The 23,405-nt window shown below is 63.1% G+C and carries 22 protein-coding genes and 2 tRNA genes; 18 read left to right on the forward strand and 6 right to left on the reverse strand.

Annotation, left to right across the window (positions count from 1 at the left end):
• Positions 1 to 61 precede the first annotated feature (61 nt).
• The 6 genes from N7568_RS07995 (at position 62) to N7568_RS08020 (ending at position 5,750) form a co-directional block, all read left to right on the forward strand.
• Positions 62 to 2,242: a DEAD/DEAH box helicase gene (locus N7568_RS07995; RefSeq protein WP_261609349.1), complete on the forward strand. Its 2,181-nt coding sequence runs from the start codon at positions 62 to 64 to the stop codon at positions 2,240 to 2,242.
• Positions 2,243 to 2,474: 232 nt separating this feature from the next.
• The gene (locus N7568_RS08000) at positions 2,475 to 3,008 is read left to right on the forward strand and encodes a LysM peptidoglycan-binding domain-containing protein (RefSeq protein ID WP_261609350.1); all 534 of its coding nucleotides are present in this window, start codon (positions 2,475 to 2,477) and stop codon (positions 3,006 to 3,008) included.
• 130 nt (positions 3,009 to 3,138) lie between these two features.
• A tRNA-Thr gene (locus tag N7568_RS08005) sits at positions 3,139 to 3,210 on the forward strand.
• A 61-nt stretch (positions 3,211 to 3,271) separates the two neighbouring features.
• Positions 3,272 to 3,345 (forward strand) — tRNA-Met (locus tag N7568_RS08010).
• Between the two features lie 62 nt (positions 3,346 to 3,407).
• Positions 3,408 to 4,064, forward strand: a complete 657-nt coding sequence (locus N7568_RS08015; protein ID WP_261609351.1) for an NAD(P)-binding oxidoreductase — start codon at positions 3,408 to 3,410, stop codon at positions 4,062 to 4,064.
• 114 nt (positions 4,065 to 4,178) lie between these two features.
• Positions 4,179 to 5,750: a Na+/H+ antiporter gene (locus N7568_RS08020; RefSeq protein ID WP_261609352.1), complete on the forward strand. Its 1,572-nt coding sequence runs from the start codon at positions 4,179 to 4,181 to the stop codon at positions 5,748 to 5,750.
• 58 nt (positions 5,751 to 5,808) lie between these two features.
• Here the strand turns inward: N7568_RS08020 and N7568_RS08025 are convergent, their stop codons facing one another.
• Positions 5,809 to 7,032, reverse strand: coding sequence for an ROK family protein (locus N7568_RS08025; RefSeq protein ID WP_261609353.1), 1,224 nt, complete (start codon positions 7,030 to 7,032; stop codon positions 5,809 to 5,811).
• A gap of 250 nt (positions 7,033 to 7,282) precedes the next feature.
• On the opposite strand from N7568_RS08025, the gene N7568_RS08030 reads away from it, so the two are divergent.
• The 5 genes from N7568_RS08030 (at position 7,283) to N7568_RS08050 (ending at position 13,168) form a co-directional block, all read left to right on the forward strand.
• Positions 7,283 to 8,542 (forward strand): ABC transporter substrate-binding protein, encoded by a 1,260-nt coding sequence (locus N7568_RS08030; protein ID WP_261609354.1) that lies wholly within the window; start codon positions 7,283 to 7,285, stop codon positions 8,540 to 8,542.
• Between the two features lie 23 nt (positions 8,543 to 8,565).
• Positions 8,566 to 9,495, forward strand: a complete 930-nt coding sequence (locus N7568_RS08035; RefSeq protein WP_261609355.1) for a carbohydrate ABC transporter permease — start codon at positions 8,566 to 8,568, stop codon at positions 9,493 to 9,495.
• Complete coding sequence (locus tag N7568_RS08040; protein WP_261609356.1) at positions 9,495 to 10,355, forward strand: carbohydrate ABC transporter permease; 861 nt, start codon at positions 9,495 to 9,497, stop codon at positions 10,353 to 10,355. Before N7568_RS08035 ends, N7568_RS08040 begins: the two co-directional genes overlap by 1 nt.
• A gap of 78 nt (positions 10,356 to 10,433) precedes the next feature.
• Complete coding sequence (locus N7568_RS08045; RefSeq protein ID WP_261609357.1) at positions 10,434 to 12,185, forward strand: glycoside hydrolase family 13 protein; 1,752 nt, start codon at positions 10,434 to 10,436, stop codon at positions 12,183 to 12,185.
• Between the two features lie 23 nt (positions 12,186 to 12,208).
• Positions 12,209 to 13,168, forward strand: a complete 960-nt coding sequence (locus tag N7568_RS08050; RefSeq protein ID WP_261609358.1) for an aldo/keto reductase — start codon at positions 12,209 to 12,211, stop codon at positions 13,166 to 13,168.
• Between the two features lie 103 nt (positions 13,169 to 13,271).
• On the opposite strand, the gene N7568_RS08055 is transcribed toward N7568_RS08050, so the two are convergent.
• Genes N7568_RS08055 through N7568_RS08070 form a run of 4 tightly spaced genes read right to left on the reverse strand, consistent with a single transcriptional unit; the run spans position 13,272 to position 17,088 of the window.
• Entirely contained in the window at positions 13,272 to 14,204 is a 933-nt protein-coding gene (locus N7568_RS08055) for a TauD/TfdA dioxygenase family protein (protein WP_261609359.1), read from the reverse strand.
• Positions 14,205 to 14,255: 51 nt separating this feature from the next.
• The gene (locus tag N7568_RS08060) at positions 14,256 to 15,170 is read right to left on the reverse strand and encodes an ABC transporter permease (RefSeq protein ID WP_261609360.1); all 915 of its coding nucleotides are present in this window, start codon (positions 15,168 to 15,170) and stop codon (positions 14,256 to 14,258) included.
• The gene (locus tag N7568_RS08065; protein WP_261609361.1) at positions 15,170 to 16,060 is read right to left on the reverse strand and encodes an ABC transporter ATP-binding protein; all 891 of its coding nucleotides are present in this window, start codon (positions 16,058 to 16,060) and stop codon (positions 15,170 to 15,172) included. The genes N7568_RS08060 and N7568_RS08065 overlap by 1 nt, the downstream gene beginning before the upstream one ends.
• A 2-nt stretch (positions 16,061 to 16,062) precedes the next feature.
• The gene (locus N7568_RS08070) at positions 16,063 to 17,088 is read right to left on the reverse strand and encodes an ABC transporter substrate-binding protein (protein WP_261609362.1); all 1,026 of its coding nucleotides are present in this window, start codon (positions 17,086 to 17,088) and stop codon (positions 16,063 to 16,065) included.
• Between the two features lie 378 nt (positions 17,089 to 17,466).
• On the opposite strand from N7568_RS08070, the gene N7568_RS08075 reads away from it, so the two are divergent.
• The 7 genes from N7568_RS08075 to N7568_RS08105 all read left to right on the forward strand — a co-directional run bounded on the left by N7568_RS08075 (position 17,467) and on the right by N7568_RS08105 (position 22,896).
• Positions 17,467 to 18,330: an HpcH/HpaI aldolase/citrate lyase family protein gene (locus N7568_RS08075; protein ID WP_261609363.1), complete on the forward strand. Its 864-nt coding sequence runs from the start codon at positions 17,467 to 17,469 to the stop codon at positions 18,328 to 18,330.
• 2 nt (positions 18,331 to 18,332) lie between these two features.
• Positions 18,333 to 19,250 carry a DUF2797 domain-containing protein gene (locus tag N7568_RS08080; RefSeq protein ID WP_261609364.1) on the forward strand — a complete coding sequence of 306 codons (918 nt, stop codon included), beginning with the start codon at positions 18,333 to 18,335 and terminating at the stop codon, positions 19,248 to 19,250.
• A gap of 64 nt (positions 19,251 to 19,314) precedes the next feature.
• Positions 19,315 to 19,539: a DUF3188 domain-containing protein gene (locus tag N7568_RS08085; protein WP_261609365.1), complete on the forward strand. Its 225-nt coding sequence runs from the start codon at positions 19,315 to 19,317 to the stop codon at positions 19,537 to 19,539.
• Positions 19,540 to 19,595: 56 nt separating this feature from the next.
• Positions 19,596 to 20,045, forward strand: coding sequence for a MaoC family dehydratase N-terminal domain-containing protein (locus tag N7568_RS08090; protein WP_261609366.1), 450 nt, complete (start codon positions 19,596 to 19,598; stop codon positions 20,043 to 20,045).
• 2 nt (positions 20,046 to 20,047) lie between these two features.
• Positions 20,048 to 20,485 (forward strand): MaoC family dehydratase, encoded by a 438-nt coding sequence (locus N7568_RS08095; protein WP_261609367.1) that lies wholly within the window; start codon positions 20,048 to 20,050, stop codon positions 20,483 to 20,485.
• A complete protein-coding gene (locus N7568_RS08100; protein ID WP_261609368.1) occupies positions 20,482 to 21,819 on the forward strand; it encodes an MFS transporter in 1,338 nt (445 codons plus the stop codon). Before N7568_RS08095 ends, N7568_RS08100 begins: the two co-directional genes overlap by 4 nt.
• Positions 21,820 to 21,828: 9 nt before the next feature.
• Positions 21,829 to 22,896 (forward strand): UDP-N-acetylmuramate dehydrogenase, encoded by a 1,068-nt coding sequence (locus tag N7568_RS08105; RefSeq protein WP_261609369.1) that lies wholly within the window; start codon positions 21,829 to 21,831, stop codon positions 22,894 to 22,896.
• Here N7568_RS08105 and N7568_RS08110 read toward each other — a convergent pair.
• The gene (locus N7568_RS08110) at positions 22,893 to 23,372 is read right to left on the reverse strand and encodes a hypothetical protein (protein ID WP_261609370.1); all 480 of its coding nucleotides are present in this window, start codon (positions 23,370 to 23,372) and stop codon (positions 22,893 to 22,895) included. The two genes, N7568_RS08105 and N7568_RS08110, sit on opposite strands and share 4 nt — an antisense overlap.
• Positions 23,373 to 23,405: the final 33 nt, after the last annotated feature.

The following is a 23,405-nucleotide window of genomic DNA, read 5'->3' on the forward strand; positions in this document are numbered from 1 at the left end:
GTACTGCGGCCAAGCCCAACCGGGCCGCGCCGACTGCCCTATGGATGAGGAATTTCCCCCTATGACCGAAAATCTCAACGAAAACTTCGACGCCCAGGCCGCTGATGCCGCTGCCACTGAGTCCGCTGATGCAGCAGAGACCACCGCGCCCGCCGAAGCTGAAGCACCGGCTGCTGCCGCTGCCCCCGTCGAGACTGTTGCAGCCGTGTCTGCAGCCCCCGCCTTCACCGAAGCTCCTGCCCCCAAGGCAGAAGAAGAGGAAGAAGAAGGCGTCCGCTTCGTCGATCTTGGTATCGATGGCCGTGTTCTGGCCGCCCTGCAGGATGTCGGCTACGAAAAGCCGTCTCCCATCCAGGCAGCCACCATCCCGCTGCTTCTTGAAGGCCGCGACGTCGTAGGCCTCGCCCAGACAGGTACCGGCAAGACTGCAGCTTTCGCTGTTCCTGCCCTGTCCCGCCTGGCTGAACTCCACGACCTCAACGGCCCGTCCCGCAAGACCCAGGCCCTGGTCCTGGCGCCGACGCGTGAACTGGCACTCCAGGTAGCTGAGGCTTTCACCTCCTACGCCAAGCACATCGATGACTTCACCGTCCTCCCCGTTTACGGTGGTTCGGCATACGGCCCGCAGCTTGCCGGTCTTCGCCGCGGTGCGCAGGTTGTTGTCGGTACCCCCGGCCGCGTGATCGACCACATCGCCAAGGGTTCCCTGGACCTCTCCGAGCTCCAGTACCTCGTGTTGGATGAAGCTGACGAGATGCTGCGCATGGGCTTCGCCGATGACGTGGAGCAGATCTTCCAGCAGACTCCGGAGACCCGCCAGGTTGCGCTGTTCTCGGCCACCATGCCGGGCCAGATCCGCCGCATGTCCAAGCAGTACCTGAACAACCCTGCTGAAATTTCGGTGAAGTCCAAGACCACCACCGGTGCCAACACCAAGCAGCGTTACCTTCAGGTCATGGGCCCGCACAAGCTGGACGCCCTGACCCGCATCCTCGAGGTTGAAGAGTTCGACGGCGTTATCGCCTTCGTGCGCACCAAGATGGCTACCGAGGACCTCGCCGACAAGCTGAAGTCCCGCGGTTTCCAGGCTGCCGCCATCAACGGTGACATTCCGCAGCAGCAGCGCGAGCGCACTGTCGACGCGCTGAAGGAAGGCCGCATCGATATCCTCGTGGCCACCGACGTCGCCGCCCGTGGCCTTGACGTTGAGCGCATCAGCCACGTCATCAACTACGACATCCCGCATGACACCGAGTCCTACGTGCACCGCATTGGCCGTACGGGCCGTGCAGGCCGTTCCGGTGACGCGATCCTCTTCATGACGCCGCGTGAGAAGTACCTGCTGCGTTCCATCGAAAAGGCCACGCGCCAGCCGGTGGAGCAGATGCACCTCCCGACTGCCGAGACCGTCAACACGCTGCGTTTGGGCAAGTTCGCCGAGCGCATCACGGAGACCCTCGCGTCCGAGGATGTTGCAGCATTCCGCGACCTCATCTCCTCCTACGAGGAAGAGCACAACGTTCCGGCTTCGGAGATCGCTGCAGCCTTGGCCGTCATGGCCCAGGGTGGTCAGCCCTTGCTGGTCAAGGAACTGCCTGCAGCTCCTGAGTACCAGAAGCGCGAGCGCTCCAAGGACGGCTTCGGTTCACGTGGCCCGACCCGTGCACTCACCGAGGGCAACGCCACCTACCGGATCGCCGTCGGACGCCGCCAGCGTGTCATGCCGGGCTCCATTGTTGGCGCCATTGCCAACGAAGGTGGCATTTCTTCCGCACAGATCGGTGGCATCGACATCCGCTCGGACCACTCCCTCGTGGAGCTTCCGGCAGACCTGAGCCCGGAGCAGTTGCGCGCATTGTCCCGCACCCGCATCGGGGGCGAGCTGATCCACCTTGAGCTGGACAACGGCCGCAAGCCCAGTGGCGACCGTGGCGGTTACTCCGGTGGTGGCGCCGGCGGACGTGGTGGCTATGGCGACCGCGAAAACCGTGGTGGCGGAAACTTCAAGGGCAGCGGCGGCTTCAAGAAGGACTTCCGCAAGTCCGACGGAGAGCGTACATCTGCTGACCGTGGCGGCCGCTCCTACAGCGACCGCTCCGAGCGCACCGCAGGCAGCTACGGCGACCGCGATCGCGGCCAGGCCAGCGGCTCCCGCTTCGGTGGCCACGGTGACGGCGCACGCAAGCCCCGCACCGGCGGCGAAGGCAGCAACCGCGACTTCAACCGCAAGGGCAAGTGGTAAAAAACTGCCCGGTGGTAAACACTAAGTAGTTCCCATCAGGGGGTCGGCTTTCGAGCCGGCCCCCTGAGGCGTTTAAGGGGTCGCCCCGCGGTCTTGTTGGCGGGATCCCGCCTTGTGCGGCGGGGATATCGAACAAGACCGGGTTCCCTGCGCCACGGCCCCGCCGTACGATCGAGGTGCCGGCCGGATAGTGCCGGCCGGAACGTGTAAGCAGAACACAGGAGGGTCCTCCATGGGATTGCTGGACAACTTGAAGAAGAACCTGGGTCTCGGCGCAAAAGACCACGGCGAAACAGACCACGGTGAAAAGGATCACAGGGATCACGCCGCCCCCTCTGCTCCCGAAACAGCTCCAGCAGATCCGTTAAGGCAGACAGCCGTAACCCAAGCCGCGGAGGATGCTGCCGCCGTCGAGGTCACAGCAGAGGATGGAGCCGCGGCCGAAGCCGCGGCAGCCCAGGCGGCCCAACAGCAGGCGGCTGCGGACGCAGCAGCGGCTCAGGAGGCTGTGCAGGAGGGATTGGAACCCGATGCTCCGGAAGTCCAGCCACAAGCTCAGGAGGCGGCCGCTGAAGCCGCAGCAGGGGCAGGACAGCCGGGACCAGTGGCGCCGCGGGTCACGGAGGTTGTAGTGGAACAGGGGGACACCATGAGCGGGATCGCTGCGCAGTTCGGCGTGGACCTTGGTGCTTTGATCGCGGCCAACGCAGATACCGTCCCCAATCCAGATCAGATCTACCCCGGACAGGTACTTCGCCTGCCCTGATCCAGGCCGGCAGAGGAGTCAAAAATAGATCAGGAGAACAGTGCCTTCGCAAATTGTGTCGGCGCCGTTTTTCCGCGTTCTTTCGCCGATTTGTAGCTTCTGAAAACGTCCGGTAGAGTATTTACTCGTTGCCCCCCTAGCTCAGTGGTAGAGCGCGTTCTTGGTAAGAACGAGGTCACCGGATCGATTCCGGTGGGGGGCTCTGGATGAGGGCCTGTGTCAAGGCGGTTTTGACCGGCTTGACACAGGTTTTTCTCATTCGTGGCGGTGTAGCTCAGTTGGTTAGAGCGCACGACTCATAATCGTGAGGTCGGGAGATCGAGCCTCCCCACCGCTACAGAGCAAGACCCCGCAGATTCCGTCTGCGGGGTTTTTCGTTTCATGGGACAGAATGGGTCCATGAGCCGAATCGCAATCATTGGCGGCCACGGCAAAGTGGCCCTGCATCTGTCCCGCATTCTCAGTGGCGAAGGTCACGACGTCACCTCATTCATTCGAAATCCCGATCATGTGGCAGATGTCACGGATACAGGCGCCTCTGCTGAGGTGTTGGACGTAGAAAACTCGACGACGGCGGAACTCGCCCACGCGCTGAGGGGCCACGACGCCGTGGTCTGGTCAGCTGGGGCCGGCGGGGGCAACCCCGCCAGGACCTATGCTGTGGATCGGGATGCGGCCATCCGCTCCATGGATGCAGCTGCCGAAGCCGACGTCAAAAGATACGTGATGGTGTCCTATATCGGAGCGGCGAAAGACCATGGAGTCCCGGAAGACAACCCCTTTTTCGCCTACGCCGACGCCAAGGCTGCTGCCGACGACCACTTGCGCGGCACTGAACTCGACTGGACCGTCCTCGGCCCGGGAACCCTCACGGATGAGCCAGCCACCGGCCTGATCCAAACTGATCCCGACAACCCAGGAGACGGCACCCAAACGTCGAGGGGGAACGTTGCACTGGTGGCCGCGGCCGTACTTGAGCTGCCTGGGACCATCGGACGGACCATAGCTTTCAAGGATGGAACAGTGGACGTGGTGGACGCCCTCACTGTGGACTGACCCCGGATCCGCCTGCCCCTGGATCCGGGCTGCCCGGGCTCCGGGATATGTTGGTAGGGAACTTTTTCGGTTTCGCCCGGGGAAGAGACTTACAACATCTGGGGAAGCAGGAACATGGATCAGTTGGCACTCATTATCGGGTTGCTGCTTGCGACGGTGGTGGCAGTGGGCTTGGGGGACCGGCTCCGACTGCCGTATCCGGTATTGATGCTCCTCCTGGCTGTTGCGCTCACGTTCATTCCGGGCTTTCCTGAATTTGAGATCTCACCTGAACTGATCCTGCCGATCTTCCTTCCGCCATTGCTGTTCGCCACAGCACAGAAGAGTTCCTGGGCGGTCTTCCGTGTGCGGTGGAGGACCCTGCTTCTCCTGGCCGTGGCCCTGGTTGTGGTTTCCACTGCAGTGGTAGCCGGCGCTGCCTGGCTCATGATCCCAGGCATCGGAATCCCGGCCGCAATTGCCCTTGGCGCGATGGTTGCCCCGCCTGACCCCGTGGCCGTTGAGTCCGTAGCCGGCCGTGTCCACATGCCGCGCAGGCTCATCACGGTCCTTCAGAGTGAAGGACTCTTCAACGACGCTGCCGCCATTGTGATCTTCCAGGCGGCCGTGGCAGCTACATTGTCCGGCAAGGAGGTGGGCCCGGAGGTTATCCCCCAGTTTGTCATCGGTGCCGCCCTGGCCATCCTGATCGGTATCGGCATGGGCTGGCTCACCAAGTTCATCACCAAACTGGTCACCTCCATGGTGGCCCGCAGCGCAGTCACCTTGGTGGTCCCCTTCGCGGCCTATATCCTCGCCGAAGAGCTGCACGCCTCAGGCGTGGTCGCCGTCGTCGTCACCGCCTTGGAACTGCAGCGCCATACACGGCCGCAAGACGCCGCTGAGCGCGTTACCCGGACCGCGTTCTGGGACGTGGTGGAGTTACTTGCCACCGGCTTGGCCTTTGGGCTGGTGGGGCTGGAGATCCGGCACGTTATCCGGGACGAGGGAACGGCGATCTTCGGGATGATCGGCATGGCCGTGGTGATATGCATCCTGGTGTTTGTGGTGCGCTTCCTGTGGCTGGGCTTGCTTGCGTTGACTGCCCGCAGGCGCCGGAATCTGTTGCAACCCACGTCACCCAAGGAAGTGCTGATCCTGACGTGGTGTGGCATGCGTGGACTGGCCACCTTGGCCCTGGCCCTGGCACTCCCCATGACTTTGCCTGATGGCAGTGACTTCCCGGCCCGGCACGAGATCCTGGTGATCGCCTGCGCCGTCCTCCTGGCCACGCTTGTGCTTCCCGGCCTCACCTTGCCGTGGCTCATGCGCGTACTGAACGCCACCGAGGACGGGTCACACGAGCAAGACGCCGCCAAGGTCTTGGCCAAGCGCGCCCAGACGGCCGCTGTGGCGGCATTGAAGGATCATGATCTGATGAAGGAACTTCCGGCAGAGAAGGTGGCGCTGGTCAAGGAGAAGATGCGCCGCCTGCACGCGGAATTGCTGGATGGCACCCTGCAGAATGAGTCTGTTGCTGAGAAGCGGAAGCGTGGGCGGGAGCTGTCCATCGCCGTACAGACCATCGCCCTCGACGCCGCACGCCAGGAAGTGGTTGCTGCCCGCAACGAGCTCGGAACCGACCCGGAAGTAGCCGATCGCGTCCTCCGGCAGCTGGACCTGCGGACGATGTCAATGCCGGACTAGGTCACTATCGACTAGGTCGCTACCGGTGGGGCTGGTCGTCGAACCGGCCCTTGCCGGACTAACCTGCCGCAGTCTGATTCGGCTGGGATGCGGGGTAAAGGTCCAGTGCGTGCTCTTCGACATAGTCCAGCGCGTGCCGGACCGCGCCTAGCGAGACGATGCCGTCGCCCAGCGTGGAGGTTGCCAGGCGTGGGGGAGTGAACGTGAATTCAGGCATCTGCTCTTCCATGGCGGGGATCAGGGCGTGCGCCGACGCTGCCACGGCTCCTGCAATAACCACCAGCTCGGGATTGACCAACGTGCTGATCGAGCCGATGGCCCGGGCCATGCGGTGCGCCAGGCGGTCGAGGACAGTCCGGGCGGCGCGGTCACCATCAGCGGAGGCCTTGAAGACCATCTCCGCCGTCAGGGCAGCAGGCTCGCCGCCGCAGAGCGCGTGCAGCGTCGACCCGGCGTCGTCGTCAAGAGCTTCCCGCCCCCACAGCGCAGCGTAGTGGGCGATTCCGTACGTGTCGCCCACACCGTCCACGTGGTCCAGATATCCCAGTTCGCCAAAGCCGCCAAGCTGCCCATGGAGCAGGCGGCCGGACTCGAGGATGCCGGACCCAAGACGGTCGCCTGCCAGCATGACAACGAGGTTGTCTACTCCCTGTGCAGTGCCCTGCCATCGTTCGGCGAGGGCTGCGAGGTTGGCGTCGTTTTCAAGGAGCACCTGCCAACCGTGCCGCTCGGCCACAATGCGGCGGACATCAAAGGACTTCCAGAATTCCTGGGCGGTGAGGACCTCTCCGTCACGGCTGACCGGGGCGGCTACTCCGACGGACACCGCAAGGACGGAGTCGGCCGATACGCCGGCTTTCTCCAGGGCTTCGGCCGCGATCCTGTCCAGCACGTCGGCGCGCTCGTCGGCTGGAACGTTGTACGCCCGGAAAGGCATCGTGACCTGGGACAGGGACGTCCCAGCCATGTCAGCCACGATTGCGGTGATCTTGTTGGCGCCGATGTCGATCCCGATCACGCTTGCCGCACTGTCGTCGAAAATGAAGCGGCGTGCCGGCCTGCCCTTCACGTAGTCCCCGGTACCTCGTTGGTTCTCCAGCTCCTGGAGCCATCCAAGCCGGACGAGTTCATCGCAGATCGAAATGACGGTGGCACGCGAGAGACCTGTGGATGCCATCAGTTCGGTGCCGGTGACGACGCCGGCGCCGCGCATGGCTTTGAGCATGGCGCTGGCGTTGACCCTGCGTACCAGCTGTGTGGACGGCGCGGTCCCGATCAGCATTCGGTGCTCCCAGTTCTCCAGTAGTCCATCGGAACGATAGAACAATCTCTCTAAATTTAGTGCATAAATTTAAATGACGTCGCATTTCTCCCAAAGCTTGACCGTGTGGCGCCCATCACTCACCATGGTTAGCGATAGGTCATAAATTTACCTCCTATCTAAACTTCGGGCGGTGACGGCATCTGCTGCCGCACGATGGCAATGCGGCCACTGAGGTCCGCAAGACGAAAGGGTTACGGTGTCTGTGAAAATGACACGCGGGAAACGCTTCGCAGCTATGGGTCTGGGACTGGCACTGCTTGCCGGCCTCCTCTCAGGCTGCACCGGGGAGTCGGGCAAAGAGACAATCCGGTTTACCTTCAGCAAGCGGGAAGCAATCGGCTTCATGACCAAGCTTGTCGCCGACTACAACGCATCGCAGGACGAAACCGAGGTTGTCCTGGACACCTCGGGTGTCGACGTCGTTTCCGCGAGTTTCGTTCGCGGCAATCCGCCGGATATCGCGCTGGCAAACTACAACATGGAGACTGCCCGCTTCGTACAGCGTGGGGCGTTGAGCGATTTGTCCGGTACGGACGCCGCGTCCCGCATCCGGGAGGACCTCCAGCCGCTCATGGACCAGTACGGCTCATATCCGGACCGGACCAGTGCGCTGCCGTACTCGGTCATGGCGTCCTCCGTCATCTACAACAAGGAGGTCTTCGCCCAGCACAACATCACCGTTCCCACCACTTGGAGCGGGTTGGTCGCAGCGTGCGAAAAGCTGAAGGCAGCTGGCGTGACGCCGTTCTATGCCACGTGGAAGGACGACTGGACCATCGCCCAGGGATGGTTTGACTACTCCGTTGGCGGCCAGGTGGACACCCTCGACTTCTTCAAGAAGCTGGATGGGGAAGGTGTGGACGTTGGGCCGGATTCGTCGGTTTCGTTCCAGAAGGACTTTGACCAGCCCGTCGAGAAGATGTTGACGCTGACAAAGAACTTCGTCAACAAGGACGCGGCAAGCCGGGCGTACGGCGACGGCAACCTGGCGTTTTCCCAGGGCAAGGCGGCGATGTACCTGCAGGGACCGTGGGCATTCAGCGAGATTGCCAAGACCGCCCCCGATCTGCAGCTGGGGACCTTCCCGCTGCCGATGACGGATGATCCCAAGGACTTGCGTGTCCGCGTCAACGTCGACCTCGCGGCTTGGATACCGGAGGCGTCCAAGCATAAGGAAGCTGCGCGCGATTTCCTTGAATACCTGTACCGGCCCGAGGTGATCGACGCATACAACGCTTCCCAGCTGGGCTTCACGCCCACCAAGGACGCTGCAGGCGTCCCCGACCCGCGGATTCAAGGGATGGTGGAGTACTACGAGAAGGGCCAGGTCTACCAGGGCCCGTCGGTGCTCGTGCCGCGCACGATTCCGATCATGAACTACACGCAGGCGCTCGTGTTCGGCGCAAACCCAGCATCCACCCTCAGCACACTCGACGCAGATTGGGCGCGCCTGGCGTTCCGCCAGTAGTGCAGAACCAGGGAGTCAACACCATGTCCATCATCACCACCCCCACCACGACCCCGCGTGGCAGCCACAAGCAGGACCCTCCTCAACAACGCAGCAGGCGGCGGGTTGAACCGATCTTTTACCTCTTCCTTGTGCCCAGCCTCGTCCTGTTCACCCTGGCCATCACGGTTCCCGGCATCATCGGTATCTTCTTCAGCTTTACGGACTCCATTGGCATCGGCGACTGGGAATTCGTCGGGCTGACCAACTACATCGCGATCTTCAGTGATCCAGCCATCCTGCAGAGCTATCTGTTTACCTTCGGGTTCTCCATCGTCACGGTGATCGCGGTCAACGTGACCGCGTTTCTCCTCGCCGTCGGGCTGACCTCGCGCATTCGAATGAAGTCTGCACTGCGGACCGTCTTCGTTATTCCCATGGTGGTTTCCGGCATCATCATTGCGTACGTCTTCAACTTCCTGTTTTCGAACTCGCTGCCGTCTCTCGGTGCTGCCGCAGGGATCCCATGGCTGGAGAGCAGCCTGCTGGCCAATCCCGACTTCGCGTGGGTGGCCATCGTGCTGGTCACGGCCTGGCAGGCTGTGCCGGGGGCGCTGCTTATCTACATTGCCGGCCTGGTGGCGGTGCCCGCGGACGTGTATGAGGCTGCGGAGATCGACGGCGCGAGCAAGTTCCAGCAGCTCCTGAAGATCACTCTTCCGCTGGTGTCCGGCTACGTGGTGATCAACATCATTCTCGGGTTCAAGGGCTTCCTCAATGCCTACGACATCATTGTGGGGCTCACCAACGGTGGTCCGGGGACTTCAACCAGAAGCATCGCGATGACCGTCATCGCAGGCTTCAATGGCGGCGACTACGCCTACCAGATGGCCAATGCGACGATTTTCTTCGTGGTGGCCATCGTTATCTCTCTCGTACAGCTTTCGCTGACTCGCGGACGGAATGCACTCTGATGACCAACGGATCGATGACCAACAAATCCAGCTTCAAAGTCGAGCGCGTCAACTGGTCCACGACCACCATCCTCGTGTTGTGCGCGGTAACGGTGCTCCTTCCCCTGTATGTCACCGTCTCCATGGCGTTCAAGACCCAGGGCCAGGCCGTGGACGGCAACGCCTTCTCCTTCCCGGCCCCTTTCAGCCTGGACGGTTTTGTCCAAGCGTGGACGCTGACGAACTTCCCAGTCGGTGCCGCGATGTCACTGTTGGTGACCGCCGGGACCGTTCTGGCCACTATCGTCCTGGCCGCCTTTGCCTCGTACGCGATCGTGCGCAACTGGGAACGCCGGCTTTTCAGGTACTCGTTCTTCTACCTTCTGGGGGCCATGTTCATTCCGTTCCCGGTGGTAGCGCTCCCGCAGATCCAGCTCACGGGCCGCCTGGGCCTGGACAACCCGCTGGGCGTCATCCTGCTGGCCACCATGTTCCAGCTGAGCTTCAGCGTGCTGCTCTTCACCGCGTTCCTCCGTTCCATCCCCATGGAACTGGAAGAGAGTGCCAGGATCGACGGTGCTACGACGTGGCAGACATTCTGGAAGCTGATCTTCCCTCTGCTGGCGCCGATGAGCGCGACCGTGGGAATCTTCGCTTTCCTCTATGCGTGGAATGACTTCATGATGCCGTCGCTGATTATTTCCGATCCGGCACTGCAGACGCTGCCGGTGAGGCAGAACCTGTTCCAAACGCAATTCAGCAACAATTACCACGTGTCCTTCGCGTCCTACCTGATGGCCATGGCGCCAGCGATTGTTGCCTACCTGTTTACGCAGCGGTGGGTCATGGCAGGCGTTACCCAGGGTGCTGTTAAAGGCTAGGCGTTGGTTGACCTTCAATGTCCGGGCGTTTCATACTGGTCAGAGACATAAATTTAGAATCTAAATCAAAGGAGTTTCGTGAGCACCTCCGCCGCACAGGCACACCGTACCGACGCCGACCGCATGTCCGATCCGAACTGGTGGCGCCAGGCTGCTGTCTACCAGATCTATCCCCGCAGCTTCCACGATGCGAACGGTGACGGACTGGGCGACATCAAGGGCATCACTGCCAAAGTCCCGTACCTGAAGGAACTGGGGATCGACGCCGTCTGGCTAAGCCCGTTCTACCCCTCGGCGCTCGCCGATGGCGGCTACGACGTTGACGACTACCGCAATGTGGACCCGAAGCTGGGAACGCTGGAGGACTTCGACGAGATGGCCGCGGCCCTGCACGAGGCAGGCATCAAGATCGTGGTGGACATCGTCCCCAACCACTCCTCCGACCGCCACGAGTGGTTCAAGGAAGCGTTGGCGTCCCCCAGGGGATCTGCAGCACGCGAGCGCTACATCTTCCGTGATGGCCGGGGAGAGAATGGCGAACTGCCGCCGTCCGACTGGGACTCTGTTTTCGGCGGACCCATCTGGGACCGCATCACCGAGCCGGACGGCACACCCGGCCAGTGGTACTTGCACATCTTCGCCAAGGAACAGCCGGACTTTAACTGGGAGAACCCGGAGATCCGCGAGGACTTCCTGAAGACCCTGCGCTTCTGGTCGGACCGCGGCGTGGATGGTTTCCGCATCGATGTTGCCCACGGCATGGCCAAGGACCTTTCCGAGCCGTTGCCGATGAAGGCGGATCTCGAAGCCAAGGCCCACGGCACTGATGGCTTCACGGATGGCTCGCACCCGTTCTGGGACCGCGACGAAGTCCACGAGGTCTACGCTGAGTGGCGCAAGCTCTTCAACGAGTACAACCCGCCCCGCACCGCTGTTGCCGAGGCGTGGGTCCACGAGTCCCGCCGTGCCCGCTATGCCAGCCCTGAAGGACTCGGCCAGGCGTTCAACTTCGACCTCCTGCAGTCCGATTTCGATGCCGCATCCTTCAAGAAGATCATCACGGACAACCTCGTTGCGGCCAAGGAATCGGGTGCTTCTTCCACCTGGGTATTCTCCAACCACGACGTCGTCCGTCACGCCACCCGCTACGGCCTTCCCAAGGGTGGATCCAAAGCCCAGGGGACCAACGCTGCCCAGGATGTCACTGGCGGCACCAAAGGCCAGGACGGCAAGGGCTGGTTGCTGGCCGGCGCACCGGCTGAAGAGCTCGACGTCGAACTTGGCTTGCGTCGGGCCCGCGCCGCAACGCTTCTTCTGCTTGCCCTTCCTGGCTCCGCTTACCTGTACCAGGGTGAAGAGCTCGGCTTGCGTGAAGTGTCGGAAATTCCCGACGCCGAGCGTCAGGACCCGTCCTTCTTCCGCAACCCGGGTGTGGAGATAGGCCGCGACGGTTGCCGTGTGCCGTTGCCGTGGACAGCGGAAGGTCCTTCCTTCGGCTTTGGCGCCGGCGCGGCACACCTCCCGCAGCCGGACTGGTTTGCGGACTATGCAGTAGCCAGGCAGGACGGCGTGGAGGGTTCCACCTTGGAGCTTTACCGCGAAGCCCTCCGTCTGCGCAGCGAACTCCAGACCGATGAGGAACTGGAGTGGGTGGAGACTGGCAACCAGGACGTGTTGCATTTCAGCCGCCCTGGTGGCTGGCACACGGTGACCAACTTCGGCAGCAATCCGGTGGAGCTTCCGGAGGGGAACGTCGTGGCTGCCAGTGGACCGCTGGAGGACGGCAAGCTGCCTTCCGACACCACTGCGTGGGTTGTCCGCAGCGCCTAAGGGCAGCGGGTAAAACTAAAAGCATGACTATTGCGAACAGGCGGGGACGCCTCATCTACGGCTGCATGGGACTAGGTGGCCCCTGGGACGGTACGTCTTACGGTGCTGCAGAGATCGATCAGGCAGCTGCGGTCATTGACGCCGCACGGAACGTCGGCATTGAGCTGTTCGACCATGCTGACATTTACCGCAGTGGAAAGTCCGAAGCCGTATTCGGGGAAGTCCTCGCCCGTTCGCAGGGTTTGCGCGAGAAGATCCAGCTGCAAACCAAATGCGGGATCAGGCTGGGGGAGCGCGGGCTGGATACGCACTACGACCTTAGCCGTGAAGCCATCCTCGAGCGCGTCAATGGGAGCCTGAAGCGGCTCCAAACCGACTATGTGGACGTGCTGCTTCTGCACCGCCCCGATCCGCTGCTGGACCCGCGCGAGGTGGCGGACGCCGTCGGACACTTGATGTCGGAAGGCAAAGTGCGGCAGCTGGGTGTGTCCAACATGTCCGGCGCGCAGATCGCGTTCTTGCAGGATGAGTTGGAGACGCCCATCGTGGCGAACCAACTGGAAATGAGCCTGCTCCGCCGGGACTGGTTGGAGAGTACAGTGCTGGTCAACCATACTGATGGGCTGGGATACAGCTTCCCGCACGGGACCGTGGAGCAGTGCATGACCAAGGGGATTGAACTGCAGGCGTATGGTTCCCTGGCCCAGGGCCGCTATACGGGAGGGAAGTCCGGGGAGCTGTCACCGGCTGAGTCTGCTGCCGCGTCGATGCTGGAAGCGTTGGCGGGGGAGAAAGACACCACGCCTGAATCGGTGCTGCTGGGCTGGCTCATGAGGCATCCCGCAAGGATTTCTCCGGTTGTGGGAACCACCAACGCTGCCCGGATAGAAGCTTGCGCTGATGCCGCCTCCGTTGCTGCCAGGATGACCCGTGCTGAATGGTACGGATTGTGGGTGGCGGCCCGGGGCAGCAACATCCCCTAAACCCGTTTTAACCCAACTGAGTCGCAGTTGTGCGCGTCACGACCTCTCAAAACGCGCTCAACTGCGACTCAGCTGGGTGGGAACAGCAACACATGGAGTCCGCCTACGATGCTTGGCTGATCGGGGCCACCACCGAGTAGGTGCTCGAATCACCCTGGATTGCCTGGCTGGGCTTTCCCTCGATGCCCACCGGAATATCGCCGGCGATGGTCACCCGGTTGAGTTTGCGCGGCTGGCCATCGTAGTTGTCCGGGGCGTAGTGCTGGGTGATGCGGTTGTCGAACAGGACCACTTGGTTGGGCTCCCAGTTCACCCGGACCACGTTCTCCGGACGCGTCACGTACGCCTGCAGCAGACGGATGATGTCCTTGGACTCGGTGTTGGACAACCCCACAATCCGAAGCCGCTGCGCGAAGCCCCCAATGAACAATCCGCGCTCGCCGGTCAGGGGATGGACCCGCACGACGGGGTGTGCGGTTTCGAACTTCAGCCGGGTGAACTCCTTCCGGCGCTCCTCGGCGTTGGAGTGCTCGAGGTTCTTGGGCACCGAGTAGTCGTAGTCATTGGTGTGGATGGCCCACAGGTTGTCCGCGAAGCTGCTCAGCTCTTCCGGGAGGTCCTGATACGCGCCGGCCGAGGACGCAATGAGGGTCTCGCCGCCGTAGGCCGGAAGATCGATGCTGCGCAGCGTGGAAGCCTGCGGCGGGTTGACCACAAAGGTGACGTCCGTGTGCCAGTTGTTGGCCGAGCCGTTCTCACTGTCCACCGGCAAGACGTTCTCTTCACCTTCCACTGAGGCAACCGTGGGGTGCGCCTTGGTCAGTGGTCCAAAGTGCGAAGCGAACTTCACCTGGGCCTCGTCGGTGAAAATGTTGGCCTCGCGGAAGACCAGTGCTTTGTGCTCGTTGAGTGCTGCCCTGATTTGGGCAACAGTGTCCTGGCTGAGGTCTCCGCTGATATCCAGGCCGCGGATTTCGGCACCGATGCGGGAGCCGAGTTTGGCGAACTCGAGTTTGGTTTCGGTAATGACGGTCATTGTTCTTTCCTTACTTGTTGTGATGGTTGCGGCGGGTGCCGCGGGGTTGGTCTAGGAAGCAGCAGCGCCAACAGCGGTCCGCCAGCGGGAAAAGTGCCGCTCAAGGGCTACCAACAGGAAGTTCACGCCCAGCCCCAGCAGGGACACCGTGAGGATTCCCGCATACATGTCCGGGATGAGGAAGCTGCTCTGCGCGTTCACGATCAGGTAGCCCAAGCCGGCTTTCGCGCCCACCATTTCAGCGGCGATCAGCACCAGGATCGAGGCCGTCCCGGCCATGCGGATGCCCGTGAAAATGGTGGGCACGGCGGACGGGAGAATGACTTTCTGGAAGAGCCGGAAGCTGTTGAGACCCAAGGAGCGCGCGGCCCGGATCAGGAGCGGATCGACGGTCTTGACGCCTGCAATGGTATTCAGCAGGACCGGGAAGAACGCGGCGTACGCAACGATGCTGATCTTGGATTCCTCGCCAATGCCCAGCAGCAGGGTGAACACGGGCAGCAGGGCCAGTGCGGCGGTGTTGCGGAACAGTTCCAGCAGGGGATTCAGCACCGAGTTCAGGCGTCCGTACCAGGCAATGAGCAGGCCCAGCGAAACACCGGCCACCAAGGCCGCACCGAAGCCGGCGACGGAGCGCGTGAGGCTTGCCGCGATATGGCCTTGGATGGTTCCGGCCTCGAAGAGTTTGCCCCACGCCAGGAGCACTTCGTGCAGCGGCGGCAGGAACACCCGCGTGGAGGGGCTGGCCAGGTACGTCGGCCCCAGCTCCCACAGCGCCAGGAACGCCAGAATTGCTGCGGACTTCCACACGGCTGAACCAACGACAGCGGCGACGCGGCGCGCTTTACCGGGTGCCGGCGTCGTGCCTTCTGCAGGAGCATGCGGGGAACGCTCGACGGCGGCAGTTGGGTTGGCCGCGGCGCCCGCCGCGGGTGCGGCTTCTGTATGAATGAGCGTGGTGGTCATCAGGCCGCGCTCCTTTCCTTGGTGATGGTTGCGGGTTCGTCCGGTGCGCTGCCGTCCGGCAGGATCTTGCGGTGGCCGGCGTCCTGGGCACGACGGACTTCATCGTGCAGGAGCGTCCAGACCTGGTGTCGGTGTTCCACGAAGGCAGGGTTGGAACGGATGTCCTCGTCGCCGTCGCGGTCCGGAATGGTGATGTCCACGATTTCCTTGAGGCGGCCGGGGCGGGCGCTCAGCACAGCGACGCGCTCGCCGAGGTACACGGCCTCGTCAATACCGTGCGTGATGAAGACGATCGTCTTGCCGGTGGCCTTCCAGATCCTGAGGAGCTCGTCCTGCAGCTGCTCGCGGGTCTGGGCGTCCAAGGCGGCGAAGGGCTCGTCCATCAGCAACACGTCAGGTTCGTAGGCCAGGCTTCGGGCAATGGCCACGCGCTGCTTCATGCCGCCGGAGAGCTCATGCGGATAGCGGTCCTCGAAGCCCGCCAGCCCCACCAACGCCAAGTACTCGCTGGCCTTCGCTGCCCGCTCGCGGCGGTTCAGCTTACTGCCGTCCGGGCCCACTCCTTCAAGCCCGATGGAGACGTTGGCCGAGGCCGTCCGCCACGGGAACAACGCGTACTGCTGGAACACCACGGCACGGTCCTTGCCCGGCCCGGTGACGGCTTTACCATCCACGAGGACTTCGCCGGACGTCGGCGTGGAAAGTCCGGCCAGCAGATCCAGCAGCGTGGTCTTGCCCGAACCGCTGGGCCCCACCAAGGTGAGGAACTCGCCGTCGCGGACGTCCAGGCTCAGGGAGTCGATGGCGGTGAGGCGCGTGGCGCTCGTTGTTTTGGTGGCCCGGACCGTGAACTCCTTGGTGACATTCCGGAGACTGATTTTCGCGGTCATGGCTATCCCTTCTTCGACGCGAGCTCGTTGAACCCGTTGGTGTAGTACTTGGACGGCGTGAGCTTGTCCTTGACGATTCCCGACGCGTTAAGCCAGGCCTCCCAGCGGGTGAAGTCCTCGTCCTTGATCACCCCTGAGTCCGGAACCCCGGGGCTCTTCCAGAACTTCAGGTTGGCCGTGCTCTCGTTGCGGCCGCGGCTCTCGATGATCTTGGTGAAGCGGGCAATGATCTCGTCGCGAGGCGTTTCCGCTGCCCATTTGATCGCCATGGCAACTCCTGTGGTGAAGGTGCGGGTGGTGTTCGGGTTCTTTTCGATGAAGTCGTTCCGGAGCACGATCTGGCCGCCGGCGAAGGTACCAAACAGCTCCACGTCACTAAAAAGCGAGCGCAGTCCGCCGGCTTCGATGGCCCGGTCCTGCAGGACGCCGCCGAGCGTTCCGGCGTCCACCTGTCCACGACGAATCGCTTCCTCGGTGTCGTTCGGTGCCAGCGGGACCAGCTGAACCTGTTTGATCTCGTCCTGGCTGAGTCCGTTCTTGGTCAGCCAGGTGTTGATGACGGCTTCGTGGTGCGCGCCCAGCGTGTTGACGGCGATCTTCTTGCCGATCAGGTCACGCGGTTCCTTGATGGTGCTGTCCGCTTTGACGTAGTACCCGCTGAAGGTTTTTTCATCGGAGCCGTAGTAGTTGGTCACAGCCTTGACGGGTGCCCCGGCTTCAATGAGCTTGACCACCGCCCCGGAGAATGCGCCGCCGAAATCAGTCTGATTGGTCGCCGCCGACTGGATGTCCTGGGGTCCGCTGGTGGTGTTGCCAACCCAGTTCAGCTTCAGGTCGCCCAGGTATCCAAGGTCCGCAGCCAGTTCAGGGAAAGTCACGTTGTTGGCCGAGCCCTGGTACCGGAGCTCCTTGACCTCGTTACCGGGCTGATTGGCCTGTCCGGCTTCGGCTGCACCGCCGCAGCCGGACACCGTCAGCGCTAGTACGACGGCGGCCGCGACGCTCAGCAGGGGCAGGTGCAGTTTCATGGGAGCTACTTTCGATGAGTGGGGATGTGTTGGGTGGGCCGGCTTACACAAATGCTTGAGAACCTGCGCAACGGCTTGGGAACGATGAAAGCCCATTTCGACAGCGGCTGGGAAGCGCTGGGGTAACGCCTGGAAACGCTGCGAAACAGCCCGACACGGGACGAAATCCTGGGCAATTCCCGGCAACCGGGGGACACAAGACGCCGCGTTGAGCCTTGTGAACAACAGCGACTGCCGGGCCGGTCATGACTGGCGCGTACCGACGTCGGGCATTCATACTGCCGAACCCCACAGTCATATGGGGTTTAGTTCGTATTGATCCTCACAACCAGCCGGATTTCTTCGCCTTGCGGCCCGCAGGACGGATACGGTAGATACATGACGTCTAGCATCGCCGCCGAGTCCATTCGGCCTACCCGCAACATACCCGCCGATATCGCCCGTTCCTGGCTCCTTGTGAATGCCATGAAGACGGAGCTTTTTGACGAATCTGCGGGTTCGCGGGCAGACGCCATCATCCTTGATATCGAAGACGCTGTGGACCCTTCCCAGAAGGACCTGGCCCGCGAGAACGTCGTTAACTGGCTGACCGCCGGTGGCCAGGCGTGGGTTCGCGTCAACGACGCCACCAGCCCGTTCTGGGCCGACGACCTCGCCGGCCTGCGCGGGACACCCGGACTGCTGGGCGTGATGCTCGCCAAGACCGAGTCCGCTGACCAGGTCACCGAGTCTTATCACCGCATGGACGGCAAGACCCCCGTCATCGCACTGGTCGAGTCCGCCCTCGGCATCGAGGAAGCCAACCACATCGCACGCGCGCAGGGTGCCTTCCGCCTTGCGTTCGGCTCCGGCGACTTCCGCCGCGACACCGGCATGGCCGCCACGCCGGAAGCCATGGCCTACCCGCGTGCCAAGCTCGTTGTCGCCAGCCGTGTCGGCAACCTCCCGGGCCCCATCGACGGCCCCACTGTCGGCACCAACCACCCCATCCTGCGTGAGCAGACCGGCATCACCGTGACCATGGGCATGACTGGCAAGCTCTGCCTGGCCATCGACCAGACCACCGTGATCAACGAGGTCATCAGCCCCACGCCGTCTGACGTTGCCTGGGCCACCGACTTCATGAACGACTTTGAAGCCAACGGCCGCGTGATCCGCGACGGGTCCGACCTCCCGCGTTTGGGCCGCGCCGAGAAGATCATGAAGCTCGCAGTGGCTTTCGGGGTCCAGCCTTCCCTGTAGGCATGCTGGTTCATGGAGTCGTTTGGGACTCTTCCTCCCCGGCTTTGAGGGTATTCCCGCCGGACGCGGAGTTCACTGATATTGCGTTGGCCCAGGGCTCATCCCTGGGCCTGCGCGTTATCCCCGGTCTGTGGTGCCTCGGCCATACCAAGGTCCACGGGCCGGGAGACCGCACGCATGTTCCGTGCCGCAGCGGATCCATGGCCGAGCGGGGCAAACAGTGCGGGACGTGTTTTGCCCGCGACGACTCCCGGTTGATGCATGACTTCCACCGGGGCGGTTCGGTGCCCACCGGACTCCGCGCCTACCTGATGCAGCCGCACTGGCTCTATGTGGCTACCTTCGCTAACGGTGCAACGAAGATCGGCACTGCCTCCGCGCAGCGCAAGTGGAACCGTCTTGCCGAGCAGGGTGCCGTACATGCTTCGTATGTGGCCCACGCCGAGGACGGTCGGATTGTCCGAGTGCTTGAGGACCTGGTGACCCGCGAACTCGGTCTCGTCCAGCAAGTCCGCTCCGCTTCCAAGGTGGCGGGGCTGGTAGAGCCGCGTGCCGCCGTCGAGCTTTCTGCGGTGAACCGCCAGCATGCCACTCGGGTGCGTGAGCTGCTGGGCGGGCTCGCGATGACCGGCTATTCCGTTGTTGAGGAAGAGTGGGACCGGCCCGCGCTGGCGGACCGGCTTTGTGATGCTGCCGACGATGGGCGTCGCCACCAATACCCCGTGACGTTCGACGCCGGCGGGCACGGTTTGCGGGTGCACTCACTGTCCGGGGCGATTGCCTTGGCAGGCCTCCCCGACGCTTCGGGTGCAGAGGTCGAGGGCAGCTTCGTGGCAGACCTGGGCGCGTTGAAGGGCCGCAAGATCGAGTTCGGCCCGCACCTCACGGAAATCCCGGCGCTGCAGGACTCCCTCTTCTAGGGTTCATTCACCGCGAGCGCTAACCCCGGCAACGCCCACCAGCACGCCCCGGTAGACTTGGACGGTGCTGAACGAATTCTGGGCCACCGCCTCCACCTCCTACAAAGCGCTGGTTTTCGGCGCCATGGGGTTGATCGCCGTCGGGCTCATCCTGTCCATCGTGGGGAACACGTCCGGCAACCAAGGGCTGGCCATGGCGTCGCTGCCCGTCATCGGAGTGGGACTGCTCCTCCACGTCACAGGTCTCGTCATCCGCGGCCAGAAGATCCGTAAGAGCTACAAGAAGTAACGGCCACCCAAAGAAGGCGCTGCCTCCAAGCCCTCGCAGCCCGATAGGGTTGGAACATGAGTATCAATCCGGACCTGCAGGGCCGTAGCTACCCTGCCGCAGAGGTATATGACGTCGGCCGCGAAAAGATCCGCGAGTTTGCCAAGGCTGTGAAAGCCAACAACCCCGCACATTTCGATGTGGAGGCAGCCAAGGCCCTTGGCCACAGCGACCTCGTAGCACCGCCAACGTTTGCCATCATCGTTGCCCAGCGCGCTGACGCCCAGCTGGTACAGGACCCCGAGTCCGGTATCGACTTCTCCCGCGTGGTCCACGCCGACCAGCGCTTCACGCACCACCGTCCCATCGTCGCAGGCGACCAGCTTGTTGCAGAGCTGCACGTCGACGGTGTCAGGGCCATGGGTGGCGGAGCAATGATCACCACACGTTCCGAGATTTCCACAGTGGCCGGCGAAAAGGTCGCCACCACCACCTCGTCCATCCTGGTCCGCGGAGAGGGACAGTAACCATGAGCCCTGCATTCGAAGAATTGACGGTCGGCCAGGAAATCGGTACCCGCAGCATTGATGTCACCCGCCAGGACCTGGTCAAGTACGCAGGAGCCTCCGGGGACTTCAACCCGATCCACTGGAACGAAGCATTCGCAACCTCCGTTGAGCTGCCCGGCGTCATCGCCCACGGCATGTTCACCATGGGTGCCGCAGTGCAACTGGTGAGCGACTGGGCAGGCGACCCCGCCGCCGTCGTCGATTACCAGACGCGCTTCACCAAGCCCGTCCTCGTCACCGACACCACTGGGACCGGTGAGGCCGGCGCTGTCATCGACGTCACCGGTGTGGTGGGAGCGCTCGACGCCGATGCCCGCACCGCGCGCATCGACCTCACCGTAGTGGCCGCTGGACTTAAGGTCCTCATGAAGTCGCAGGCGGTCGTGAAGGTCTCTTGAACCAACTGAACACCACTCCACCGCGCGCCACTGCGACTGAAATGTCGCGGTGGCGTGCCGCTGTTCTTGCCTCCTACGCGGCCAGTGGCATCGCCTTCGCAACGTGGGTGTCCCGCCTGCCCGCTATCCGTGACGGACTCAATCTCACCCCGGGTGGTATCGGCCTCCTGCTGATGTGCATGACTGTGGCCTCATTCATCTCGATCTCGGCTTCGGGGCTGATCGTACTCAGGCTGGGTCCCAAGCTCACCACACGGATCGGCAGTTGCATGGTGGGTGCCGGCTTGGTGACTGTGGGCTTTGGCGCTTCCATTGCTTTGAGTCCGCTGGTGGTGGCGGCCGGACTGGTGGTGCTCGGACTCGGTACGGCCAGTTGGAACACCGCGTCCAACGTGGAAGGTGCCTCGCTGGAACGTGCCATGGAGCGGCATATCATGCCCCACCTCCATGGAGCCTTCAGCCTCGGCACTGTGGCTGCAGCCGGGTTCGGTGCCTGGGCAGCTGCCGTGCACATGCCAGTGTTCTGGCATTTCCTGATCTCGGGGGTCGTGGTGACTGCCTCCGTGGTGACTGCCGGGTTCTGGTTCCGCGCGGAAAAGACAGCTGCTGCTACGCACACTTACCGGCCGGATGAGACAGACACTTTCCAGGACCCGTCCACCGGTCCGCTGCCCATCATCACCGGGTCCCCGGAGACGCATCCCGAACCCGGCAAGGCCGCTGCCCCACTCGACAACAAGCGGCTCGTGGCTCTGGCGTGGCGTGACCGCCGGACCTTGCTGATCGGTGTCCTGGTCCTCGGCCTGGCATTGGCTGAAGGAGCCGCGGGGGACTGGGTGGCGTTGGCGCTTGCCGACGGCCACGGTCAGTCCGATGCCGCAGGTGCTGTGGGTTACGGATTGTTCGTCACCTTCATGACCATTGGACGCTTTGCCGGCACGGCCATCCTTGACCGTTTTGGGCGGGTGTTGGTGATGCGCTGGTGCTCGGCAACCGCCGTGGTGGGGCTTGCGCTCTTTGTCTTCTCGCCGGTTCCGTGGCTTGCCTTTGTGGCGCTGGCTGTGTGGGGCCTGGGTGCCTCGCTGGGGTTCCCGGTGGGGATGTCCGCGGCGGCTGACGACCCTGTCCATGCGGCTGCCCGGGTCTCAGTGGTGTCGACGATCGGCTATGGAGCCTTCCTGTGTGGTCCTCCACTTCTCGGGTTGCTGGCTGAACACTTTGGCATCCTGCACTCCCTGCTGGCACCGCTGGTACTGCTGGTGGTCAGCTTCTTCCTGGCGCCGCTCGCCGGTCAGCAAAAGGCTGGGTCGATCCAGCCCGACGATGCCCGCTAGGCTTGATTGGTGACCCAGACGCTGCTTTCCGAATTGACCACGGCCGCTGTCGGCGGCCCCGCAGGGAACTATGTGGAGGCCCGCACCGAGGCTGAGATCATCGACGCCGTCAGCTCGGCCGACGCTGCGGGCGGGAAACTCCTGATTATCGGAGGTGGTTCGAACCTCCTGATCTCGGACGAAGGCTACCCCGGGACAGTCCTGAAGATCGCTTCCGAAGGCTTCACGGTTAATTCGGAGGACAGCTGCGGAGGCGTGTCCGTGGTGGTACAGGCGGGCCACAACTGGGACGCATTGGTTGAACATTCCGTACTGCACGCCTGGTCCGGGCTGGAGGCATTGTCCGGAATCCCGGGAGCCACCGGAGCCACACCCGTGCAGAACGTGGGCGCCTATGGCTCAGACGTTTCACAAACCATCGCCGCGGTGCGCACCTGGGACCGCGAACGCAATGCGGTGCAGACCTTCACCAATTCTGAACTCAAGTTCGGGTACCGCGATTCGATCCTCAAGCAGACCACAGTTGAGGGTTCGCCCCGTTATGTGGTGCTGACCGTCGAGTTCCAGCTGCCATTGGGACGGATGAGCGCACCCATCCGCTACGGAGAGCTTGCCCGGGTGTTGGGTGTTGAGGCCGGGAAACGCGCCTACTCCAACGATGTCCGCAGGGAAGTACTCAAGCTCCGTGCGTCCAAAGGGATGGTCCTGGACGCGCATGATCGCGACACCTATTCCACAGGATCCTTCTTCACCAACCCGATAGTGCCCGCCGATCGTGCCGCTGGGCTTCCGGAGAACGCACCCCGGTATCCCGCCGGCACCGACGGACTGGTGAAGCTCTCCGCGGCCTGGCTGATCGACCAGGCTGGATTCGGCAAGGGCTTCGGCCTTGAGGAATCCAGTGTCTCGGGCGGCAGGGCATCCCTGTCCACCAAGCACACTCTCGCCATCACCAACCGGGGCTCAGCCTCGGCCTCGGACATGGTGGCCATCGCGCGGGAGGTGAGGGCCGGCGTCGTCGAACGCTTTGGCATTGAGCTGCACCCGGAACCGTTGCTGATTGGCGTCAGCCTCTAACGCGTGCGCCGTTCGGCGATGGGCAGGACCTTGTTGAGCAGCAGGAACGTGAGCCCACAGCTGACGGATCCCAACAGGAAGATCTGGCTGAAGGCGATGCTTTGCGGCGACGGACCGCTGGGCATGAACAGCCCGGCAGCAGCGAAACCGACCAAGCCCAGGAGCATGACGATGGCTCCGAGCAGGAAGCTGCGGACCTGGGCCGCGGCAGCCGGATAAAACCAAGGTTCGGGGGCGTCGTCGTCGCGATCGGCCACGGTCTGGGTGGCTGCAGCGGTTCCGATGAGCAGCGCGGCTGCGGCGGTTGCCACAAGGCTGACCGTTTGGATGGCCTGCATTGAGGGGGAGAGGCTCACCCCAGTCCCCACCGCCACTATCAGCCCCGCGCCAAGCCCGACGAGCGTGCAGAACCAGCCGGCGGTAGCCAACCACCGGCTCATCGGCCGCACAAACGGAGCAAGATCACCAAAAAGCATGAACTCATCCTAGGATCTGCTGCTGGGTGACGG

The organism is Paenarthrobacter aurescens (genome assembly GCF_025421775.1).
In the GTDB taxonomy this organism is placed as follows: domain Bacteria; phylum Actinomycetota; class Actinomycetes; order Actinomycetales; family Micrococcaceae; genus Arthrobacter; species Arthrobacter aurescens_B.

Bases quoted from the DNA above. Each gene is read 5' to 3' on its own strand.
- N7568_RS08035 (WP_261609355.1), top strand. From the start codon at position 8,566: ATGTCCATCATCACCACCCCCACCACGACCCCGCGTGGCAGCCACAAG.
- N7568_RS08095 (WP_261609367.1), top strand. From the start codon at position 20,048: ATGAGCCCTGCATTCGAAGAATTGACGGTCGGCCAGGAAATCGGTACC.
- N7568_RS08110 (WP_261609370.1), bottom strand. From the start codon at position 23,372: ATGCTTTTTGGTGATCTTGCTCCGTTTGTGCGGCCGATGAGCCGGTGG.
- N7568_RS08020 (WP_261609352.1), top strand. From the start codon at position 4,179: ATGGATCAGTTGGCACTCATTATCGGGTTGCTGCTTGCGACGGTGGTG.
- N7568_RS08050 (WP_261609358.1), top strand. From the start codon at position 12,209: ATGACTATTGCGAACAGGCGGGGACGCCTCATCTACGGCTGCATGGGA.
- N7568_RS08090 (WP_261609366.1), top strand. From the start codon at position 19,596: ATGAGTATCAATCCGGACCTGCAGGGCCGTAGCTACCCTGCCGCAGAG.
- N7568_RS08065 (WP_261609361.1), bottom strand. From the start codon at position 16,060: ATGACCGCGAAAATCAGTCTCCGGAATGTCACCAAGGAGTTCACGGTC.
- N7568_RS08025 (WP_261609353.1), bottom strand. From the start codon at position 7,032: ATGCTGATCGGGACCGCGCCGTCCACACAGCTGGTACGCAGGGTCAAC.
- N7568_RS07995 (WP_261609349.1), top strand. From the start codon at position 62: ATGACCGAAAATCTCAACGAAAACTTCGACGCCCAGGCCGCTGATGCC.
- N7568_RS08060 (WP_261609360.1), bottom strand. From the start codon at position 15,170: ATGACCACCACGCTCATTCATACAGAAGCCGCACCCGCGGCGGGCGCC.
- N7568_RS08055 (WP_261609359.1), bottom strand. From the start codon at position 14,204: ATGACCGTCATTACCGAAACCAAACTCGAGTTCGCCAAACTCGGCTCC.
- N7568_RS08030 (WP_261609354.1), top strand. From the start codon at position 7,283: ATGACACGCGGGAAACGCTTCGCAGCTATGGGTCTGGGACTGGCACTG.
- N7568_RS08080 (WP_261609364.1), top strand. From the start codon at position 18,333: ATGCTGGTTCATGGAGTCGTTTGGGACTCTTCCTCCCCGGCTTTGAGG.
- N7568_RS08040 (WP_261609356.1), top strand. From the start codon at position 9,495: ATGACCAACGGATCGATGACCAACAAATCCAGCTTCAAAGTCGAGCGC.
- N7568_RS08015 (WP_261609351.1), top strand. From the start codon at position 3,408: ATGAGCCGAATCGCAATCATTGGCGGCCACGGCAAAGTGGCCCTGCAT.
- N7568_RS08075 (WP_261609363.1), top strand. From the start codon at position 17,467: ATGACGTCTAGCATCGCCGCCGAGTCCATTCGGCCTACCCGCAACATA.
- N7568_RS08070 (WP_261609362.1), bottom strand. From the start codon at position 17,088: ATGAAACTGCACCTGCCCCTGCTGAGCGTCGCGGCCGCCGTCGTACTA.
- N7568_RS08000 (WP_261609350.1), top strand. From the start codon at position 2,475: ATGGGATTGCTGGACAACTTGAAGAAGAACCTGGGTCTCGGCGCAAAA.